This is a genomic window from Kosakonia sp. S42 (assembly GCF_016624785.1).
GTDB lineage: Bacteria > Pseudomonadota > Gammaproteobacteria > Enterobacterales > Enterobacteriaceae > Kosakonia > Kosakonia cowanii.
Genome location: NZ_JACVTW010000038.1, coordinates 14,364 through 30,138, shown reverse-complemented (window position 1 = coordinate 30,138; position 15,775 = coordinate 14,364). Strand labels below are relative to the sequence as shown.

Below are 15,775 nucleotides of genomic sequence, written 5' to 3'. Positions count from 1 at the left end.
TGAAATGTTCCGCAAACTGCTGGACGAAGGCCGTGCTGGTGAGAACGTTGGCGTTCTGCTGCGTGGTATCAAACGTGAAGAAATCGAACGTGGTCAGGTACTGGCTAAGCCGGGTTCCATCAAGCCGCACACCAAATTCGAATCTGAAGTGTACATCCTGTCCAAAGATGAAGGCGGCCGTCACACTCCGTTCTTCAAAGGCTACCGTCCGCAGTTCTACTTCCGTACAACTGACGTGACTGGCACCATCGAACTGCCGGAAGGCGTTGAGATGGTAATGCCGGGCGACAACATCAAAATGGTTGTTACCCTGATTCACCCGATTGCGATGGACGATGGTCTGCGTTTCGCAATCCGTGAAGGCGGCCGTACCGTTGGCGCGGGCGTTGTAGCAAAAGTTCTCAGCTAATCGCTGATAACATTTGACGCAATGCGCAAGAAAAGGGCATCATTTGATGCCCTTTTTGTACGCTTTCGACCCAGAACCTGGCTCATCAGTGATTTTTTTGTCCATAATCATTGCTGAGACAGGCTCTGAAGAGGGCGTGAGTCCGAAACTCGCCAGAGCATTTCGGTTTGGTTGCCTCGCTTATGCGGGGCAAAAATGTTTGTCTGAATTCTTGTGACAGGTTGGTTTATGAGTGCGAATACCGAAGCTCAAGGGAGCGGGCGCGGCCTGGAAGCGATGAAGTGGGTTGTTGTTGCAGTACTGCTGCTCGTGGCTATCGTTGGCAACTATCTTTATCGTGACATGATGCTGCCGCTCCGCGCGCTGGCAGTTGTAATTCTGATTGCTGCAGCAGGTGGTGTCGCGCTGTTGACGACGAAGGGAAAAGCGACCGTTGCTTTTGCCCGTGAAGCGAGAACCGAAGTACGTAAAGTGATTTGGCCCACTCGTCAGGAAACATTGCACACCACGTTGATTGTGGCTGCGGTCACCGCAGTTATGTCACTGATCCTGTGGGGGCTGGATGGTATTCTGGTCCGCCTGGTTTCCTTTATCACTGGCCTGAGGTTCTGAGATGTCTGAAGCTCCTAAAAAGCGCTGGTACGTCGTTCAGGCGTTTTCCGGTTTTGAAGGCCGCGTAGCAACGTCGCTGCGCGAGCATATCAAATTACACAACATGGAAGAGTTGTTTGGCGAAGTTATGGTGCCGACCGAAGAAGTGGTCGAAATCCGTGGCGGCCAGCGTCGCAAAAGCGAACGCAAATTCTTCCCGGGCTACGTACTTGTCCAGATGGTAATGAACGACGCCAGCTGGCACCTGGTACGCAGCGTTCCGCGCGTAATGGGCTTCATCGGTGGCACCTCCGATCGTCCGGCGCCGATTAGCGACAAAGAAGTGGATGCGATCATGAACCGCCTGCAGCAGGTTGGTGATAAGCCGCGTCCGAAAACGCTGTTCGAGCCGGGTGAAATGGTCCGCGTTAGCGATGGTCCGTTTGCCGACTTTAACGGTGTGGTTGAAGAGGTGGACTACGAGAAGTCCCGCCTGAAAGTTTCCGTTTCTATCTTCGGTCGTGCGACCCCGGTAGAGCTGGACTTTAGCCAGGTCGAAAAAGCCTAAATATTCGGCGATCAAACGTTGCACAAGGCGTGAAATTGACATACAATTTCGCGCCTTTTGTTTTTACGGGTTCTGAACCGGTAAAACAGTTTTAACCACGGGGAGCCTTTCGGGGCGCTATACCCAAACGAGGAAATTTCAATGGCTAAGAAAGTCCAGGCCTACGTCAAGCTGCAGGTTGCAGCTGGCATGGCAAACCCGAGCCCACCGGTTGGTCCGGCTCTGGGTCAGCAGGGTGTTAACATCATGGAATTCTGCAAAGCGTTCAACGCAAAAACAGAATCCATGGAAAAAGGTCTGCCGATTCCGGTTGTTATTACCGTTTACGCTGACCGTTCTTTCACTTTCATTACCAAAACGCCTCCGGCAGCAGTTCTGCTGAAGAAAGCGGCTGGTATCAAGTCTGGTTCCGGCAAGCCGAACAAAGACAAAGTGGGCACCATCTCCCGCGCTCAGCTGCAGGAAATCGCTCAGACTAAAGCCGCGGACATGACCGGTTCTGACATTGAAGCGATGACTCGCTCAATCGAAGGTACTGCGCGTTCCATGGGCCTGGTAGTGGAGGATTAAGAAATGGCTAAACTGACCAAGCGTATGCGCGTGATCCGTGACAAAGTTGATGCGACCAAACAGTACGACATCAACGAAGCCATTGCTCTGCTGAAAGAGCTGGCCACTGCTAAATTCGTAGAAAGCGTAGACGTTGCCGTTAACCTCGGCATCGACGCACGTAAATCTGACCAGAACGTACGTGGTGCAACTGTACTGCCGCACGGTACTGGCCGTTCTGTTCGCGTAGCCGTATTTGCCCAGGGCCCGAACGCTGAAGCTGCTAAAGCAGCTGGCGCTGAGCTGGTAGGTATGGAAGATCTGGCTGACCAGATCAAGAAAGGCGAAATGAACTTTGACGTTGTTATTGCTTCCCCGGATGCAATGCGCGTTGTTGGCCAGCTGGGCCAGGTTCTGGGCCCGCGCGGCCTGATGCCGAACCCGAAAGTTGGTACTGTAACGCCGAACGTTGCTGAAGCGGTTAAGAACGCTAAAGCGGGTCAGGTTCGTTACCGTAACGACAAAAACGGCATCATCCACACCACCATCGGTAAAGTGGACTTTGACGCTGACAAACTGAAAGAAAACCTGGAGTCTCTGCTGGTTGCGCTGAAAAAAGCAAAACCGTCTCAGGCGAAAGGCGTGTACATCAAGAAAGTTAGCATCTCCACCACCATGGGTGCTGGTGTTGCGGTAGACCAGGCTGGTCTGAACGCAGCGGCGAACTAATATTCGCCTTTACGTGGGTGGCGGATTTGTCTACAATCTTCCCCCACGTTTTGCTCGCGTAAGCTAGCAAACAAAAAGATTTGTTCGTTGGAGCCTGGCCTATCCAGGCCTCCGTCGAAGACCGCAGGTGTTTCGCAAGAGACTTAATTCCCTGCGTAGACGGTGACAGAACCTGAAGAATATTTTTTAAGTACTCTTTGGCTTGTTTCTGCTCACCGTATTAAGACGCTCTTTTCGTTGAAAAGAGTGAAGTGAGTTCCAGGGCATGAGCCCTGGCAAACATCCAGGAGCAAAGCTAATGGCTTTAAATCTTCAAGACAAACAAGCGATTGTTGCTGAAGTCAGCGAAGTAGCCAAAGGCGCGCTGTCTGCGGTTGTTGCGGATTCCCGTGGCGTTACCGTAGATAAAATGACCGAACTGCGTAAAGCAGGTCGCGAAGCCGGCGTTTACATGCGTGTTGTTCGCAACACCCTGCTGCGCCGTGTTGTTGAAGGTACTCAGTTCGAGTGCCTGAAAGACGCGTTCGTTGGTCCGACCCTGATTGCATATTCTATGGAACACCCGGGCGCTGCTGCTCGTCTGTTCAAAGATTTCGCGAAAGCGAATGCAAAATTTGAGGTCAAAGCCGCTGCCTTTGAAGGTGAGTTGATCCCGGCGTCCCAGATCGATCGCCTGGCAACCCTGCCGACCTACGAAGAAGCAATTGCACGCCTGATGGCAACCATGAAAGAAGCCTCTGCTGGCAAACTGGTTCGTACTCTGGCTGCTGTACGCGATGCGAAAGAAGCTGCTTAATCGCAGTTTTCTCTATAACGCATTCGCTTACGTATAAACTTATTCTGATATTCAGGAACAATTTAAATGTCTATCACTAAAGATCAAATCATTGAAGCAGTTGCCGCTATGTCCGTAATGGACGTTGTAGAACTGATCTCTGCAATGGAAGAAAAATTCGGTGTTTCTGCTGCTGCCGCTGTAGCTGTTGCTGCTGGCCCGGCTGCTGAAGCTGCTGAAGAGAAAACTGAATTCGACGTTATTCTGAAAGCTGTTGGCGCTAACAAAGTTGCTGTTATCAAAGCAGTACGTGGCGCAACTGGCCTGGGTCTGAAAGAAGCTAAAGACCTGGTAGAATCTGCTCCGGCCGCTCTGAAAGAAGGCGTGAGCAAAGATGACGCTGAAGCTCTGAAAAAATCTCTGGAAGAAGCTGGCGCTGAAGTTGAAGTTAAATAAGCCAACCCTTCCGGTTGCAGCCTGAGAAATCAGGCTGATGGCTGGTGACTTTTTGGTCACCAGCCTTTTTGCGCTGTAGAAGGCGCTGGTAGTGTTTCACACTGTTTGACTACCTGTTGCCTTTTCAATGCTTGTTTCTATCGACGACTTAATATACTGCGACAGTCGCTCGGCGCTGTGTAAATCGCAATGAAATGATTTAAGCGTGATAGCAACAAGCATTGCGGAAAGTGCTCCACTTTCCGGTCAAAAAAATAGTGTTGCACAAACTGTCCTTTCCCTGGGCAGATGGGTCGACTTGTCAGCGAGCTGAGGAACCCTATGGTTTACTCCTATACCGAGAAAAAACGTATTCGTAAGGATTTTGGTAAACGTCCACAAGTACTGGATGTTCCCTATCTCCTTTCTATCCAGCTTGACTCGTTCCAGAAGTTCATCGAGCAAGATCCTGAGGGCCAGTACGGGCTCGAAGCGGCATTCCGCTCCGTGTTCCCGATCAAGAGCTACAGCGGCAATTCGGAACTGCAATACGTCAGCTACCGTCTTGGCGAACCCGTATTTGACGTTAAAGAGTGTCAAATCCGTGGTGTGACGTACTCCGCCCCGCTGCGCGTAAAACTGCGTCTGGTGATCTACGAGCGCGAAGCGCCGGAAGGCACCGTAAAAGACATTAAAGAACAAGAAGTCTACATGGGCGAAATTCCGCTCATGACCGACAACGGTACCTTTGTTATCAACGGTACTGAGCGTGTTATCGTTTCTCAGCTGCACCGTAGCCCGGGCGTCTTCTTTGACAGCGACAAGGGTAAAACCCACTCTTCCGGTAAGGTGCTCTATAACGCACGTATCATTCCTTACCGTGGGTCATGGCTGGACTTTGAGTTCGATCCGAAAGACAACCTGTTCGTTCGTATCGACCGTCGTCGTAAGCTGCCGGCCACCATCATTCTGCGCGCGCTGAACTACACCACTGAACAGATCCTTGACCTGTTCTTTGAAAAAGTGGTCTTTGAGATCCGCGACAACAAGCTGCAGATGGAACTGGTACCGGAACGTCTGCGTGGCGAAACCGCCTCCTTCGATATCGAAGCCAACGGCAAAATGTATGTTGAGAAAGGCCGCCGCATCACCGCGCGCCACATTCGTCAGCTGGAAAAAGACGAAATCCAACATATCGAAGTGCCGGTTGAGTACATCGCAGGCAAAGTTGCGGCGAAAGACTACGTTGACGAATCCACTGGCGAGCTGATCTGCCCGGCCAACATGGAGCTGTCGCTCGATCTGCTGGCTAAACTGAGCCAGGCTGGTCACAAACGTATCGAAACGCTGTTCACCAACGATCTGGATCACGGCCCGTACATCTCTGAAACCGTACGCGTCGACCCAACTAACGATCGTCTGAGCGCGCTGGTAGAAATCTACCGCATGATGCGCCCGGGTGAGCCGCCGACTCGCGAAGCGGCTGAAAGCCTCTTCGAAAACCTGTTCTTCTCCGAAGACCGCTACGACCTTTCTGCGGTAGGCCGCATGAAGTTCAACCGTTCTCTGCTGCGCGACAGCATTGAAGGTTCCGGTATCCTGAGCAACGACGACATCATCGAAGTGATGAAGAAGCTCATCGGTATCCGTAACGGCATCGGTGAAGTGGATGATATCGACCACCTCGGCAACCGTCGTATCCGTTCCGTAGGCGAAATGGCGGAAAACCAATTCCGCGTTGGCCTGGTGCGTGTAGAGCGTGCGGTGAAAGAGCGTCTCTCTCTGGGCGATCTGGATACCCTAATGCCGCAGGACATGATCAACGCCAAGCCGATTTCGGCGGCGGTGAAAGAGTTCTTCGGCTCCAGCCAGCTCTCCCAGTTTATGGATCAGAACAACCCGCTGTCTGAGATTACGCACAAACGTCGTATCTCTGCACTTGGCCCGGGCGGTCTGACCCGTGAGCGCGCAGGCTTTGAAGTTCGAGACGTACACCCGACCCACTACGGTCGCGTATGTCCAATCGAAACGCCTGAAGGTCCGAACATCGGTCTGATCAACTCCCTGTCCGTCTATGCACAGACTAACGAATATGGCTTCCTCGAAACGCCGTACCGTAAAGTGACTGACGGCGTGGTGACTGACGAGATCCATTACCTCTCTGCAATTGAAGAGGGTAACTACGTTATCGCTCAGGCGAACACCAACCTGACGGAAGAAGGGCGTTTTGCAGAAGATCTGGTAACCTGCCGTAGCAAAGGCGAATCAAGCCTCTTCAGCGCAGACCAGGTTGACTACATGGACGTATCCACCCAGCAGGTGGTTTCCGTCGGTGCATCCCTGATTCCGTTCCTGGAACACGATGACGCCAACCGTGCATTGATGGGTGCGAACATGCAACGTCAGGCGGTTCCGACTCTGCGCGCTGATAAGCCGCTGGTTGGTACCGGTATGGAACGTGCTGTTGCCGTTGACTCCGGCGTAACTGCCGTTGCGAAACGTGGCGGTACCGTTCAGTACGTGGATGCTTCCCGTATCGTTATCAAAGTTAACGAAGACGAGATGTACCCGGGCGAAGCAGGTATCGACATCTATAACCTGACCAAATACACCCGTTCTAACCAGAACACCTGCATCAACCAGATGCCGTGTGTTTACCTGGGTGAGCCGATTGAGCGCGGCGACGTGCTGGCAGACGGTCCGTCCACCGACCTTGGTGAACTGGCGCTCGGTCAGAACATGCGCGTAGCGTTCATGCCGTGGAACGGTTACAACTTCGAAGACTCCATCCTCGTCTCCGAGCGTGTGGTTCAGGAAGATCGTTTCACCACTATTCACATCCAGGAACTGGCTTGTGTGTCCCGTGACACCAAACTGGGGCCGGAAGAGATCACCGCTGACATCCCGAACGTGGGTGAAGCTGCGCTCTCCAAACTGGATGAATCCGGTATCGTTTACATCGGTGCAGAAGTGACCGGCGGCGACATTCTGGTTGGTAAGGTAACGCCGAAAGGTGAAACCCAGCTGACGCCAGAAGAGAAACTGCTGCGCGCGATCTTCGGTGAGAAAGCGTCTGACGTTAAAGACTCTTCTCTGCGCGTACCAAACGGTGTTTCCGGTACGGTTATCGACGTTCAGGTCTTCACCCGCGATGGCGTGGAAAAAGACAAACGTGCGCTGGAAATCGAAGAAATGCAGCTCAAACAGGCGAAGAAAGACCTGTCTGAAGAACTGCAGATCCTCGAAGCTGGCCTGTTCAGCCGTATCCACTCCGTGCTGGTATCCGGTGGCGTTGAAGCTGAGAAGCTCGACAAACTGCCGCGCGACCGCTGGCTGGAACTCGGCCTGACCGACGAAGCGAAACAGAATCAGCTGGAACAGCTGGCTGAGCAGTACGACGAACTGAAACACGAGTTCGAGAAAAAGCTCGAAGCGAAACGCCGTAAGATCACTCAGGGCGACGATCTGGCACCGGGCGTGCTGAAGATTGTTAAGGTTTATCTGGCCGTTAAACGTCAGATCCAGCCTGGTGATAAGATGGCAGGTCGTCACGGTAACAAGGGTGTTATCTCCAAGATCAACCCGATCGAAGATATGCCATACGATGAAAACGGCACGCCGGTAGACATCGTACTGAACCCGCTGGGCGTACCGTCTCGTATGAACATCGGTCAGATCCTTGAAACCCACCTGGGTATGGCTGCGAAAGGTATTGGCGACAAGATTAACGCCATGCTGAAACAGCAGCAGGAAGTCGCGAAACTGCGCGAGTTCATCCAGCGTGCATACGATCTGGGCGCTGACGTTCGTCAGAAAGTCGACCTGAGCACCTTCAGCGATGACGAAGTGCTGCGTCTGGCTGAAAACCTGCGTAAAGGCATGCCGATCGCAACGCCGGTCTTCGACGGTGCGAAAGAGTCTGAAATCAAGGAACTGTTACAGCTGGGTGGCCTGCCGACTTCCGGTCAGATCACACTGTTCGACGGTCGTACCGGTGAGCAGTTCGAGCGCCAGGTTACCGTTGGCTACATGTACATGCTGAAACTGAACCACCTGGTTGATGACAAAATGCATGCGCGTTCCACCGGTTCCTACAGCCTGGTTACTCAGCAGCCGCTGGGTGGTAAGGCGCAGTTCGGTGGTCAGCGCTTCGGGGAGATGGAAGTGTGGGCGCTGGAAGCATATGGCGCGGCATACACCCTGCAGGAAATGCTCACCGTTAAGTCTGATGACGTGAATGGTCGTACCAAGATGTATAAGAACATCGTGGACGGCAACCATCAGATGGAACCGGGGATGCCAGAGTCCTTCAACGTACTGTTGAAAGAGATTCGTTCGCTGGGTATCAACATCGAGCTGGAAGACGAGTAACTCTCGCTCAAACAGGTCACTGGTGCCGGGGTAACACCCGGCACCAGATTGTGCTAACTCCGACGGGAGCAAATCCGTGAAAGACTTATTAAAGTTTCTGAAAGCGCAAACTAAAACCGAAGAGTTTGATGCGATCAAAATTGCTCTGGCTTCGCCAGACATGATCCGTTCATGGTCTTTTGGTGAAGTTAAGAAGCCAGAAACCATCAACTACCGTACGTTCAAACCTGAGCGTGACGGCCTTTTCTGTGCGCGTATTTTCGGGCCAGTAAAAGATTACGAGTGCCTGTGCGGTAAGTACAAGCGCCTGAAACACCGCGGTGTGATCTGTGAGAAGTGCGGCGTTGAAGTGACCCAGACTAAAGTGCGTCGTGAGCGCATGGGCCACATCGAACTGGCTTCCCCGACCGCGCACATTTGGTTCCTGAAATCACTGCCGTCCCGTATCGGTCTGCTGCTGGATATGCCGCTGCGTGATATCGAACGCGTTCTCTACTTCGAATCCTATGTGGTTATCGAAGGTGGGATGACCAACCTGGAACGTAACCAGATCCTGACTGAAGAGCAGTATCTGGACGCGCTGGAAGAGTTCGGTGACGAATTTGACGCGAAGATGGGCGCCGAAGCGATCCAGGCCCTGCTGAAAAGCATGGATCTGGAGCAAGAGTGCGAACAGCTGCGCGAAGAGCTGAACGAAACCAACTCCGAAACCAAACGTAAGAAGCTGACCAAGCGTATCAAGCTGCTGGAAGCGTTCGTACAGTCTGGTAACAAGCCGGAGTGGATGATCCTGACCGTTCTGCCAGTGCTGCCGCCGGACCTGCGTCCGCTGGTTCCGCTGGACGGTGGTCGTTTCGCAACGTCGGATCTGAACGATCTGTACCGTCGCGTGATCAACCGTAACAACCGTCTGAAACGTCTGCTGGATCTGGCGGCGCCGGACATCATCGTACGCAACGAAAAACGTATGCTGCAGGAAGCGGTCGACGCCCTGCTGGATAACGGCCGTCGCGGTCGTGCGATCACCGGTTCCAACAAACGTCCGCTGAAATCTTTGGCCGATATGATCAAAGGTAAGCAGGGTCGTTTCCGTCAGAACCTGCTCGGTAAGCGTGTTGACTACTCCGGTCGTTCTGTAATCACCGTAGGTCCATACCTGCGTCTGCATCAGTGCGGTCTGCCGAAGAAAATGGCGCTGGAGCTGTTCAAACCGTTCATTTACGGCAAGCTGGAACTGCGTGGCCTCGCCACCACCATCAAAGCCGCGAAGAAAATGGTTGAGCGCGAAGAAGCTGTCGTTTGGGATATCCTGGACGAAGTTATCCGCGAACACCCGGTACTGCTGAACCGTGCACCAACACTGCACCGTCTGGGTATCCAGGCGTTTGAACCGGTACTGATCGAAGGTAAAGCGATCCAGCTGCACCCGCTGGTTTGTGCGGCATATAACGCCGACTTCGATGGTGACCAGATGGCTGTTCACGTACCGCTGACGCTGGAAGCCCAGCTGGAAGCGCGTGCGCTGATGATGTCTACCAACAACATCCTGTCTCCGGCGAACGGCGAACCAATCATCGTTCCGTCTCAGGACGTTGTACTGGGTCTCTACTACATGACCCGTGACTGTGTTAACGCCAAAGGCGAAGGCATGGTGCTGACTGGCCCGAAAGAAGCTGAGCGTATTTACCGCGCTGGCCTGGCCTCTCTGCATGCGCGCGTTAAAGTGCGTATCACCGAATATGAAAAAGATGCTAACGGCGAGTTCGTTGCGACCACCAGCCTGAAAGACACGACCGTTGGCCGTGCCATTCTGTGGATGATCGTACCGAAAGGTCTGCCTTTCTCCATCGTCAACCAGGCGCTGGGCAAGAAAGCGATCTCCAAAATGCTGAACACCTGTTACCGCATTCTGGGTCTGAAGCCGACCGTTATCTTCGCTGACCAGACAATGTACACCGGCTTTGCTTATGCAGCGCGTTCAGGTGCATCCGTTGGTATCGATGACATGGTCATCCCGGAGAAGAAACACGAGATCATCTCTGAAGCGGAAGCTGAAGTTGCTGAGATCCAGGAGCAGTTCCAGTCTGGTCTGGTTACCGCGGGCGAACGCTATAACAAAGTTATCGATATTTGGGCCGCGGCGAACGATCGCGTATCCAAAGCGATGATGGATAACCTGCAGACTGAAACCGTTATTAACCGTGACGGCGTTGAAGAGCAGCAGGTTTCCTTTAACAGCATCTACATGATGGCCGACTCCGGTGCGCGTGGTTCTGCAGCCCAGATTCGTCAGCTTGCTGGTATGCGTGGTCTGATGGCGAAGCCGGATGGCTCCATCATCGAAACGCCGATCACCGCGAACTTCCGTGAAGGTCTGAACGTACTCCAGTACTTCATCTCCACGCACGGTGCGCGTAAAGGTCTGGCGGATACCGCACTGAAAACCGCGAACTCCGGTTACCTGACCCGTCGTCTGGTTGACGTGGCACAGGATCTGGTTGTAACCGAAGACGATTGTGGCACCCTCGAAGGGATCACCATGACGCCGGTTATCGAAGGTGGCGATGTTAAAGAGCCGCTGCGCGATCGCGTTCTGGGTCGTGTGACCGCTGAAGACATTCTGAAGCCGGGCACCGCAGACATTCTGGTTCCGCGCAACACGCTGCTGCACGAACAGTGGTGTGACCTGCTGGAAGCGAACTCTGTCGACTCCGTTAAAGTGCGTTCCGTTGTATCTTGCGACACCGATTTTGGTGTGTGCGCCCACTGCTATGGTCGTGACCTGGCGCGTGGCCACATCATCAACAAAGGTGAAGCAATCGGCGTTATCGCAGCACAGTCCATCGGTGAGCCGGGTACACAGCTGACGATGCGTACGTTCCACATCGGTGGTGCGGCATCGCGTGCGGCTGCTGAATCCAGCATCCAGGTGAAAAACAAAGGTAGCATCCGTCTGAGCAATGCGAAGTCGGTTGTTAACTCCAGCGGTAAGCTGGTGGTCACCTCCCGTAACACTGAGCTGAAACTGATCGACGAATTTGGTCGTACCAAAGAGAGCTATAAAGTGCCTTACGGTGCGGTGATGGCGAAGGGTGATGGCGAGCAGGTTGCCGGCGGTGAAACCGTTGCAAACTGGGATCCGCACACCATGCCGGTAATCACCGAAGTGGCTGGTTTCATCCGCTTCACCGACATGATCGATGGTCAGACGATTACCCGTCAGACAGACGAACTGACCGGTCTCTCTTCGCTGGTGGTTCTGGACTCTGCAGAGCGTACCGCTGGCGGTAAAGACCTGCGTCCGGCACTGAAAATCGTTGATGCCAATGGCAACGACGTACTGATCCCAGGCACCGATATGCCTGCCCAGTACTTCCTGCCGGGTAAAGCGATTGTTCAGCTGGAAGATGGCGTACAGATCAGCTCCGGTGACACCCTGGCACGTATTCCGCAGGAATCCGGCGGTACCAAGGATATTACCGGTGGTCTGCCGCGCGTTGCGGATCTGTTCGAAGCTCGTCGTCCGAAAGAGCCGGCAATCCTGGCTGAAATCAGCGGTATTATTTCCTTCGGTAAAGAGACCAAAGGGAAACGCCGTCTGGTGATCACGCCGGTTGACGGTAGCGATCCGTACGAAGAGATGATCCCGAAATGGCGTCAGCTCAACGTGTTTGAAGGTGAACGTGTAGAACGTGGTGACGTGGTTTCCGACGGTCCGGAAGCACCGCACGACATTCTGCGTCTTCGTGGCGTACACGCGGTAACGCGTTATATCACCAACGAAGTACAGGACGTTTACCGTCTGCAGGGCGTTAAGATCAACGATAAGCACATCGAAGTTATCGTTCGTCAGATGCTGCGTAAAGCCACCATTGTGAACGCGGGCAGCTCCGAGTTCCTGGAAGGCGAGCAGGTTGAATACTCTCGCGTCAAGATTGCTAACCGCGATCTCGAATCGAACGGCAAAATCAGTGCAACCTATGCACGCGATCTGCTGGGTATCACCAAAGCGTCTCTGGCGACCGAGTCCTTCATCTCCGCGGCATCGTTCCAGGAGACGACTCGTGTGCTTACCGAAGCAGCCGTTGCGGGCAAACGCGACGAACTGCGCGGTCTGAAAGAGAACGTTATCGTGGGTCGTCTGATCCCGGCCGGTACCGGTTATGCGTACCACCAGGATCGTATGCGCCGTCGCGCCGCTGGCGAACTGCCGGCAGCACCGCAGGTCACTGCGGAAGACGCGTCCGCGAGCCTTGCAGAACTGCTGAACGCAGGTCTGGGTGGTTCCGACAACGAGTAATCGTTTCTCGTCATAAAAACCCGCTTCGGCGGGTTTTTTTATGCCTGAAATCCGCTAAACCGGTCCTCGATCGCGTTTCAGGACGCCCGCCGCACAAGGGACGGGCACACTCAGCGTTCTGTTAACCCATCAGGAACGCATGATGTCCTTACGCACACTCATTCTCTCTTTTACGCTTCTTCTGAGCGGCATAACCCATGCCGACACCGCCTTCCGCCAGCTGCATCTGCAAGAGGACAAAGCCCGCCCGCTCGATGTCGCCATCTGGTATCCCACTACACAAACCGGCACTCCGGAAACGGTGGGCGACAACCCGGTTTTTGTCGGCACACCGGCTCTGCGTAACGCACAGCCCGCAACCGGTAAACATCCCTTATTGCTGCTTTCACACGGTTACGGCGGCAACTGGCGCAACCTTAACTGGCTGGCGCAGCGCATGGCGGCGCAGGGGTATATTGTCGCCGCGCCCGATCATCCGGGCACCACCACCCGCAATAAAGCGCAGCAGGATGCCTGGCAGCTCTGGCAGCGCCCGCGCGATCTGCGCCGCGTAATGAATGACCTGATTGGCGATCATGCTATTGCTGGCCAGGTAGACACCCGGCGCATCGCCGCGATCGGGCACTCGCTGGGCGGCTGGACGGTGATGGAGCTGGCAGGCGCGCGCTTCGATGCCGGACGTTTTCAAACGGATTGTAAAAGCCATCCCGCGCTGTCGGGATGTAAGCTCATCCCGACCCTCGGCATCGATCGTCCTGAGGCATCTGCTCCGTTGATGGAGAGCCAGCGCGAGCCGCTGATCAAAGCCGTTGTTTCGCTGGATTTGGGGCTGGCACGCGGCTTTACACCTGAGAGCCTCGCGCAACTGAATGTGCCGGTGCTGATCCTCTCCGCGCAGGCCGACAGCGACGAGTTACCTGCCCGGCTGGAGTCCGGCTATCTGCAACACGACATTCCGGCGGCAAAGCAGCAGGCACAAAGCGTTACGGGCGCAACCCACTTTAGTTTTATGCAGCTCTGCAAGCCCGGCGCTAAAGCATTGATTGAGGCGCAGGATCCGGGCGAAGGGATTGTGTGTGAGGATGGCGGTTCGCTAAGCCGGGCTGACATCCATCAGCGGCTTAGCGACACGATCACGGCTTTTCTGCAACAGGCGCTGGATTACCCGCCGCGCGGCGAAACTCCGTCGGGCTCACGCCGCTGATACGCACAAACTCACGGTTGAAGTTGGATTTGGTAGCAAAGCCAGCCTCCAGCATGATGCTGGTGACGGACGCATCGGTGGTGAGCAGCAGGTGTTGGGCATAGTGAATGCGAAAGCCATTAATCCACTGTGAGACATTGCAGCCGCGCACCGCATTGACCGCCCGCGAAATCTGGCGCGCAGGGATCACCCATTTTCGCGCCAGCAGATCGAGCGTCAGGTCGCTATTGAGAAACAGCTGCTGTTCAGTAAGGCGCGCCTCCAGCTTTTCGCAGAGCGCCGCCAGATCGCTATCCACCTCCACACTTTGTACGTCGGCTGGCGGTATGAGCGGTGTTTCATCAGCGGCGGGGATTTTCTTGCCGCTGTAGAGAATGGCGAGGCAGATAAACGGCAGCAGTATCGCCTGCGAGAGGGCGACGAGGCGCGGTGCCTGCAAGCCGTCATACCAGGCGAAATCGAGCATAATCGCCACATCGGTCAGGCCGCTAAAGCAGAGAAACGCCCCGGCAAGAAAGGCCATCACCGAGGTGCTGCGCGCATCTGTTAGCCGGGCCAGCACAAAAGCATCCGCGCCCCGGTAAGCGGTCCAAATTAGTGCGCCGCCGTAACCGATGTAGAGCAGCATCAGAACAATGTCGGTAGAGATTGGCGCAATCAGGTTCAGCACCAGCGCGATGACAGGCGGCAGCAGCGAGGCAAGGCGTTCAGAGGTGCGGCTTTGATCGGTGACGCGGGCAAAACAGCGCCATGCCAGCGGCGGCAGCGCAATCGCCAGCATCGACTGTAGGTGTCGCAAAATCAGCGCATCAAATTGCCAGCGCAGCGCCGTCATCAGCACCAGCAGCGCACAGCCGGTGATAAAGGTGGCGAGGGTGCGATAACCGGAAGGGCGTTGCAGCCAAACCTTTGCCAGCAGCATCAGCAGCAGGGAGAGGGTATAAAAAGGAACGGGAATGGCGGGCATCAGGCACCTGCGGTGGTCATTACTATCGGCGAATGCCATGTTGTGCCATAAAACGACGCGGAATACACCTCACCGTTTTGGCAGCAATAAAAAACGCCCGGTAAAGCGGGCGTCTATGCGTATGGTGAGGCGAATATTAAGCGCGCGGCGGAAGCCTGCGGTAGATCTCAATCAGGTCGTCAGCCAGGTCCTGGATGACCATTGCGTTCATCAGGTGGTCCTGAGAGTGAACGGTGATCAGGTTGACCGGCAGTTTACCGGTGCCTTCGTCCAGACCGATTAACTGGGTCTGGATTTTATGCGCGGCTTTAACAAATTCGCGTGACTCCTCCATCGCTTTTTCCGCGTCGTCGAAATCGCCTTTACGCGCCATCTGCAGCGCGGTCAGTGCCTGGCTGCGCGCCGCACCGGCGTTGACCAGCAGTTCCATAATGATGGTTTCTAACTCTTCCACGCGCTCACTCCAGCAGCTTAAGGGCTTTTTCCAGTACGACATCGCCTTTCATCATGCCGTAATCCATCATATCGATCACCGCCACCTTCTTGCCCAGCGGCTCGGCCTGCGCCTGCAGTTTTGCCTGCTCATACTTCACCTGCGGCCCCAGCAACACGATATCTGCCGTTGCAATTTCATCTTTAAAGTCCGCAACAGGAACCGCTTTGATGGTGACCTCGACGCCTTTCTTTTGCGCCGCGTCTTTCATTCGTTGCACCAACATGCTGGTGGACATACCTGCTGCACAGCATAAAACGATGTTTTTCATAGTCAGCCTCGGTGTTGATGGGATAATTGATAATTATCCGTCGGCGTTGACTTCAACAACCGCTTTACGGTGATTGTGTGTCTGGCATCACAAAGAAAGGGCAGCGAAGGTGA

The 15,775-nt window shown here is 54.5% G+C and carries 13 protein-coding genes; 10 read left to right on the top strand and 3 right to left on the bottom strand.

Annotated elements, in window-relative coordinates; translation table 11 throughout:
- From IAE50_RS23035 to IAE50_RS22990, 10 genes are all read left to right on the top strand, one after another.
- On the top strand, window positions 1–409 hold a 409-nt coding region (locus IAE50_RS23035), incomplete at its 5' end, for an EF-Tu/IF-2/RF-3 family GTPase (RefSeq protein ID WP_375287961.1).
- A gap of 228 nt (window positions 410–637) precedes the next feature.
- Window positions 638–1,021: a preprotein translocase subunit SecE gene (gene secE, locus IAE50_RS23030; protein ID WP_003033128.1), complete on the top strand. Its 384-nt coding sequence runs from the start codon at window positions 638–640 to the stop codon at window positions 1,019–1,021.
- A gap of 1 nt (window position 1,022) precedes the next feature.
- Window positions 1,023–1,568, top strand: a complete 546-nt coding sequence (gene nusG / locus IAE50_RS23025) for a transcription termination/antitermination protein NusG (protein ID WP_006816549.1) — start codon at window positions 1,023–1,025, stop codon at window positions 1,566–1,568.
- Window positions 1,569–1,709: 141 nt separating this feature from the next.
- Window positions 1,710–2,138: a 50S ribosomal protein L11 gene (gene rplK, locus IAE50_RS23020; RefSeq protein WP_054804427.1), complete on the top strand. Its 429-nt coding sequence runs from the start codon at window positions 1,710–1,712 to the stop codon at window positions 2,136–2,138.
- A 3-nt stretch (window positions 2,139–2,141) separates the two neighbouring features.
- On the top strand, window positions 2,142–2,846 hold the full coding sequence (gene rplA, locus IAE50_RS23015; RefSeq protein ID WP_023479399.1) for a 50S ribosomal protein L1: 705 nt from the start codon (window positions 2,142–2,144) through the stop codon (window positions 2,844–2,846).
- Between the two features lie 298 nt (window positions 2,847–3,144).
- A complete protein-coding gene (gene rplJ / locus IAE50_RS23010; RefSeq protein ID WP_007704673.1) occupies window positions 3,145–3,642 on the top strand; it encodes a 50S ribosomal protein L10 in 498 nt (165 codons plus the stop codon).
- 66 nt (window positions 3,643–3,708) lie between these two features.
- Window positions 3,709–4,077, top strand: coding sequence for a 50S ribosomal protein L7/L12 (rplL, locus tag IAE50_RS23005; protein WP_042716076.1), 369 nt, complete (start codon window positions 3,709–3,711; stop codon window positions 4,075–4,077).
- Window positions 4,078–4,398: 321 nt separating this feature from the next.
- A complete protein-coding gene (gene rpoB, locus IAE50_RS23000) occupies window positions 4,399–8,427 on the top strand; it encodes a DNA-directed RNA polymerase subunit beta (protein WP_023479402.1) in 4,029 nt (1,342 codons plus the stop codon).
- 76 nt (window positions 8,428–8,503) lie between these two features.
- Complete coding sequence (rpoC, locus tag IAE50_RS22995) at window positions 8,504–12,727, top strand: DNA-directed RNA polymerase subunit beta' (protein WP_023479382.1); 4,224 nt, start codon at window positions 8,504–8,506, stop codon at window positions 12,725–12,727.
- A gap of 142 nt (window positions 12,728–12,869) precedes the next feature.
- On the top strand, window positions 12,870–13,931 hold the full coding sequence (locus IAE50_RS22990) for an alpha/beta fold hydrolase (protein WP_200581432.1): 1,062 nt from the start codon (window positions 12,870–12,872) through the stop codon (window positions 13,929–13,931).
- Here IAE50_RS22990 and IAE50_RS22985 read toward each other — a convergent pair.
- The 3 genes from IAE50_RS22985 to IAE50_RS22975 all read right to left on the bottom strand — a co-directional run bounded on the left by IAE50_RS22985 (window position 13,861) and on the right by IAE50_RS22975 (window position 15,662).
- Window positions 13,861–14,898 (bottom strand): AraC family transcriptional regulator, encoded by a 1,038-nt coding sequence (locus IAE50_RS22985; protein WP_200581431.1) that lies wholly within the window; start codon window positions 14,896–14,898, stop codon window positions 13,861–13,863. The two genes, IAE50_RS22990 and IAE50_RS22985, sit on opposite strands and share 71 nt — an antisense overlap.
- Before the next feature lie 136 nt (window positions 14,899–15,034).
- On the bottom strand, window positions 15,035–15,352 hold the full coding sequence (locus IAE50_RS22980) for a PTS lactose/cellobiose transporter subunit IIA (protein WP_023479392.1): 318 nt from the start codon (window positions 15,350–15,352) through the stop codon (window positions 15,035–15,037).
- A 4-nt stretch (window positions 15,353–15,356) separates the two neighbouring features.
- Window positions 15,357–15,662, bottom strand: a complete 306-nt coding sequence (locus IAE50_RS22975; protein ID WP_023479403.1) for a PTS sugar transporter subunit IIB — start codon at window positions 15,660–15,662, stop codon at window positions 15,357–15,359.
- Between the last annotated feature and the right edge of the window lie 113 nt (window positions 15,663–15,775).

Excerpts from the sequence above, each read along its gene's own strand:
- secE (WP_003033128.1), top strand. The coding sequence starts at position 638 with ATGAGTGCGAATACCGAAGCTCAAGGGAGCGGGCGCGGCCTGGAAGCG.
- nusG (WP_006816549.1), top strand. The coding sequence starts at position 1,023 with ATGTCTGAAGCTCCTAAAAAGCGCTGGTACGTCGTTCAGGCGTTTTCC.
- rplK (WP_054804427.1), top strand. The coding sequence starts at position 1,710 with ATGGCTAAGAAAGTCCAGGCCTACGTCAAGCTGCAGGTTGCAGCTGGC.
- rplA (WP_023479399.1), top strand. The coding sequence starts at position 2,142 with ATGGCTAAACTGACCAAGCGTATGCGCGTGATCCGTGACAAAGTTGAT.
- rplJ (WP_007704673.1), top strand. The coding sequence starts at position 3,145 with ATGGCTTTAAATCTTCAAGACAAACAAGCGATTGTTGCTGAAGTCAGC.
- rplL (WP_042716076.1), top strand. The coding sequence starts at position 3,709 with ATGTCTATCACTAAAGATCAAATCATTGAAGCAGTTGCCGCTATGTCC.
- rpoB (WP_023479402.1), top strand. The coding sequence starts at position 4,399 with ATGGTTTACTCCTATACCGAGAAAAAACGTATTCGTAAGGATTTTGGT.
- IAE50_RS22990 (WP_200581432.1), top strand. The coding sequence starts at position 12,870 with ATGTCCTTACGCACACTCATTCTCTCTTTTACGCTTCTTCTGAGCGGC.
- IAE50_RS22985 (WP_200581431.1), bottom strand. The coding sequence starts at position 14,898 with ATGCCCGCCATTCCCGTTCCTTTTTATACCCTCTCCCTGCTGCTGATG.
- IAE50_RS22975 (WP_023479403.1), bottom strand. The coding sequence starts at position 15,662 with ATGAAAAACATCGTTTTATGCTGTGCAGCAGGTATGTCCACCAGCATG.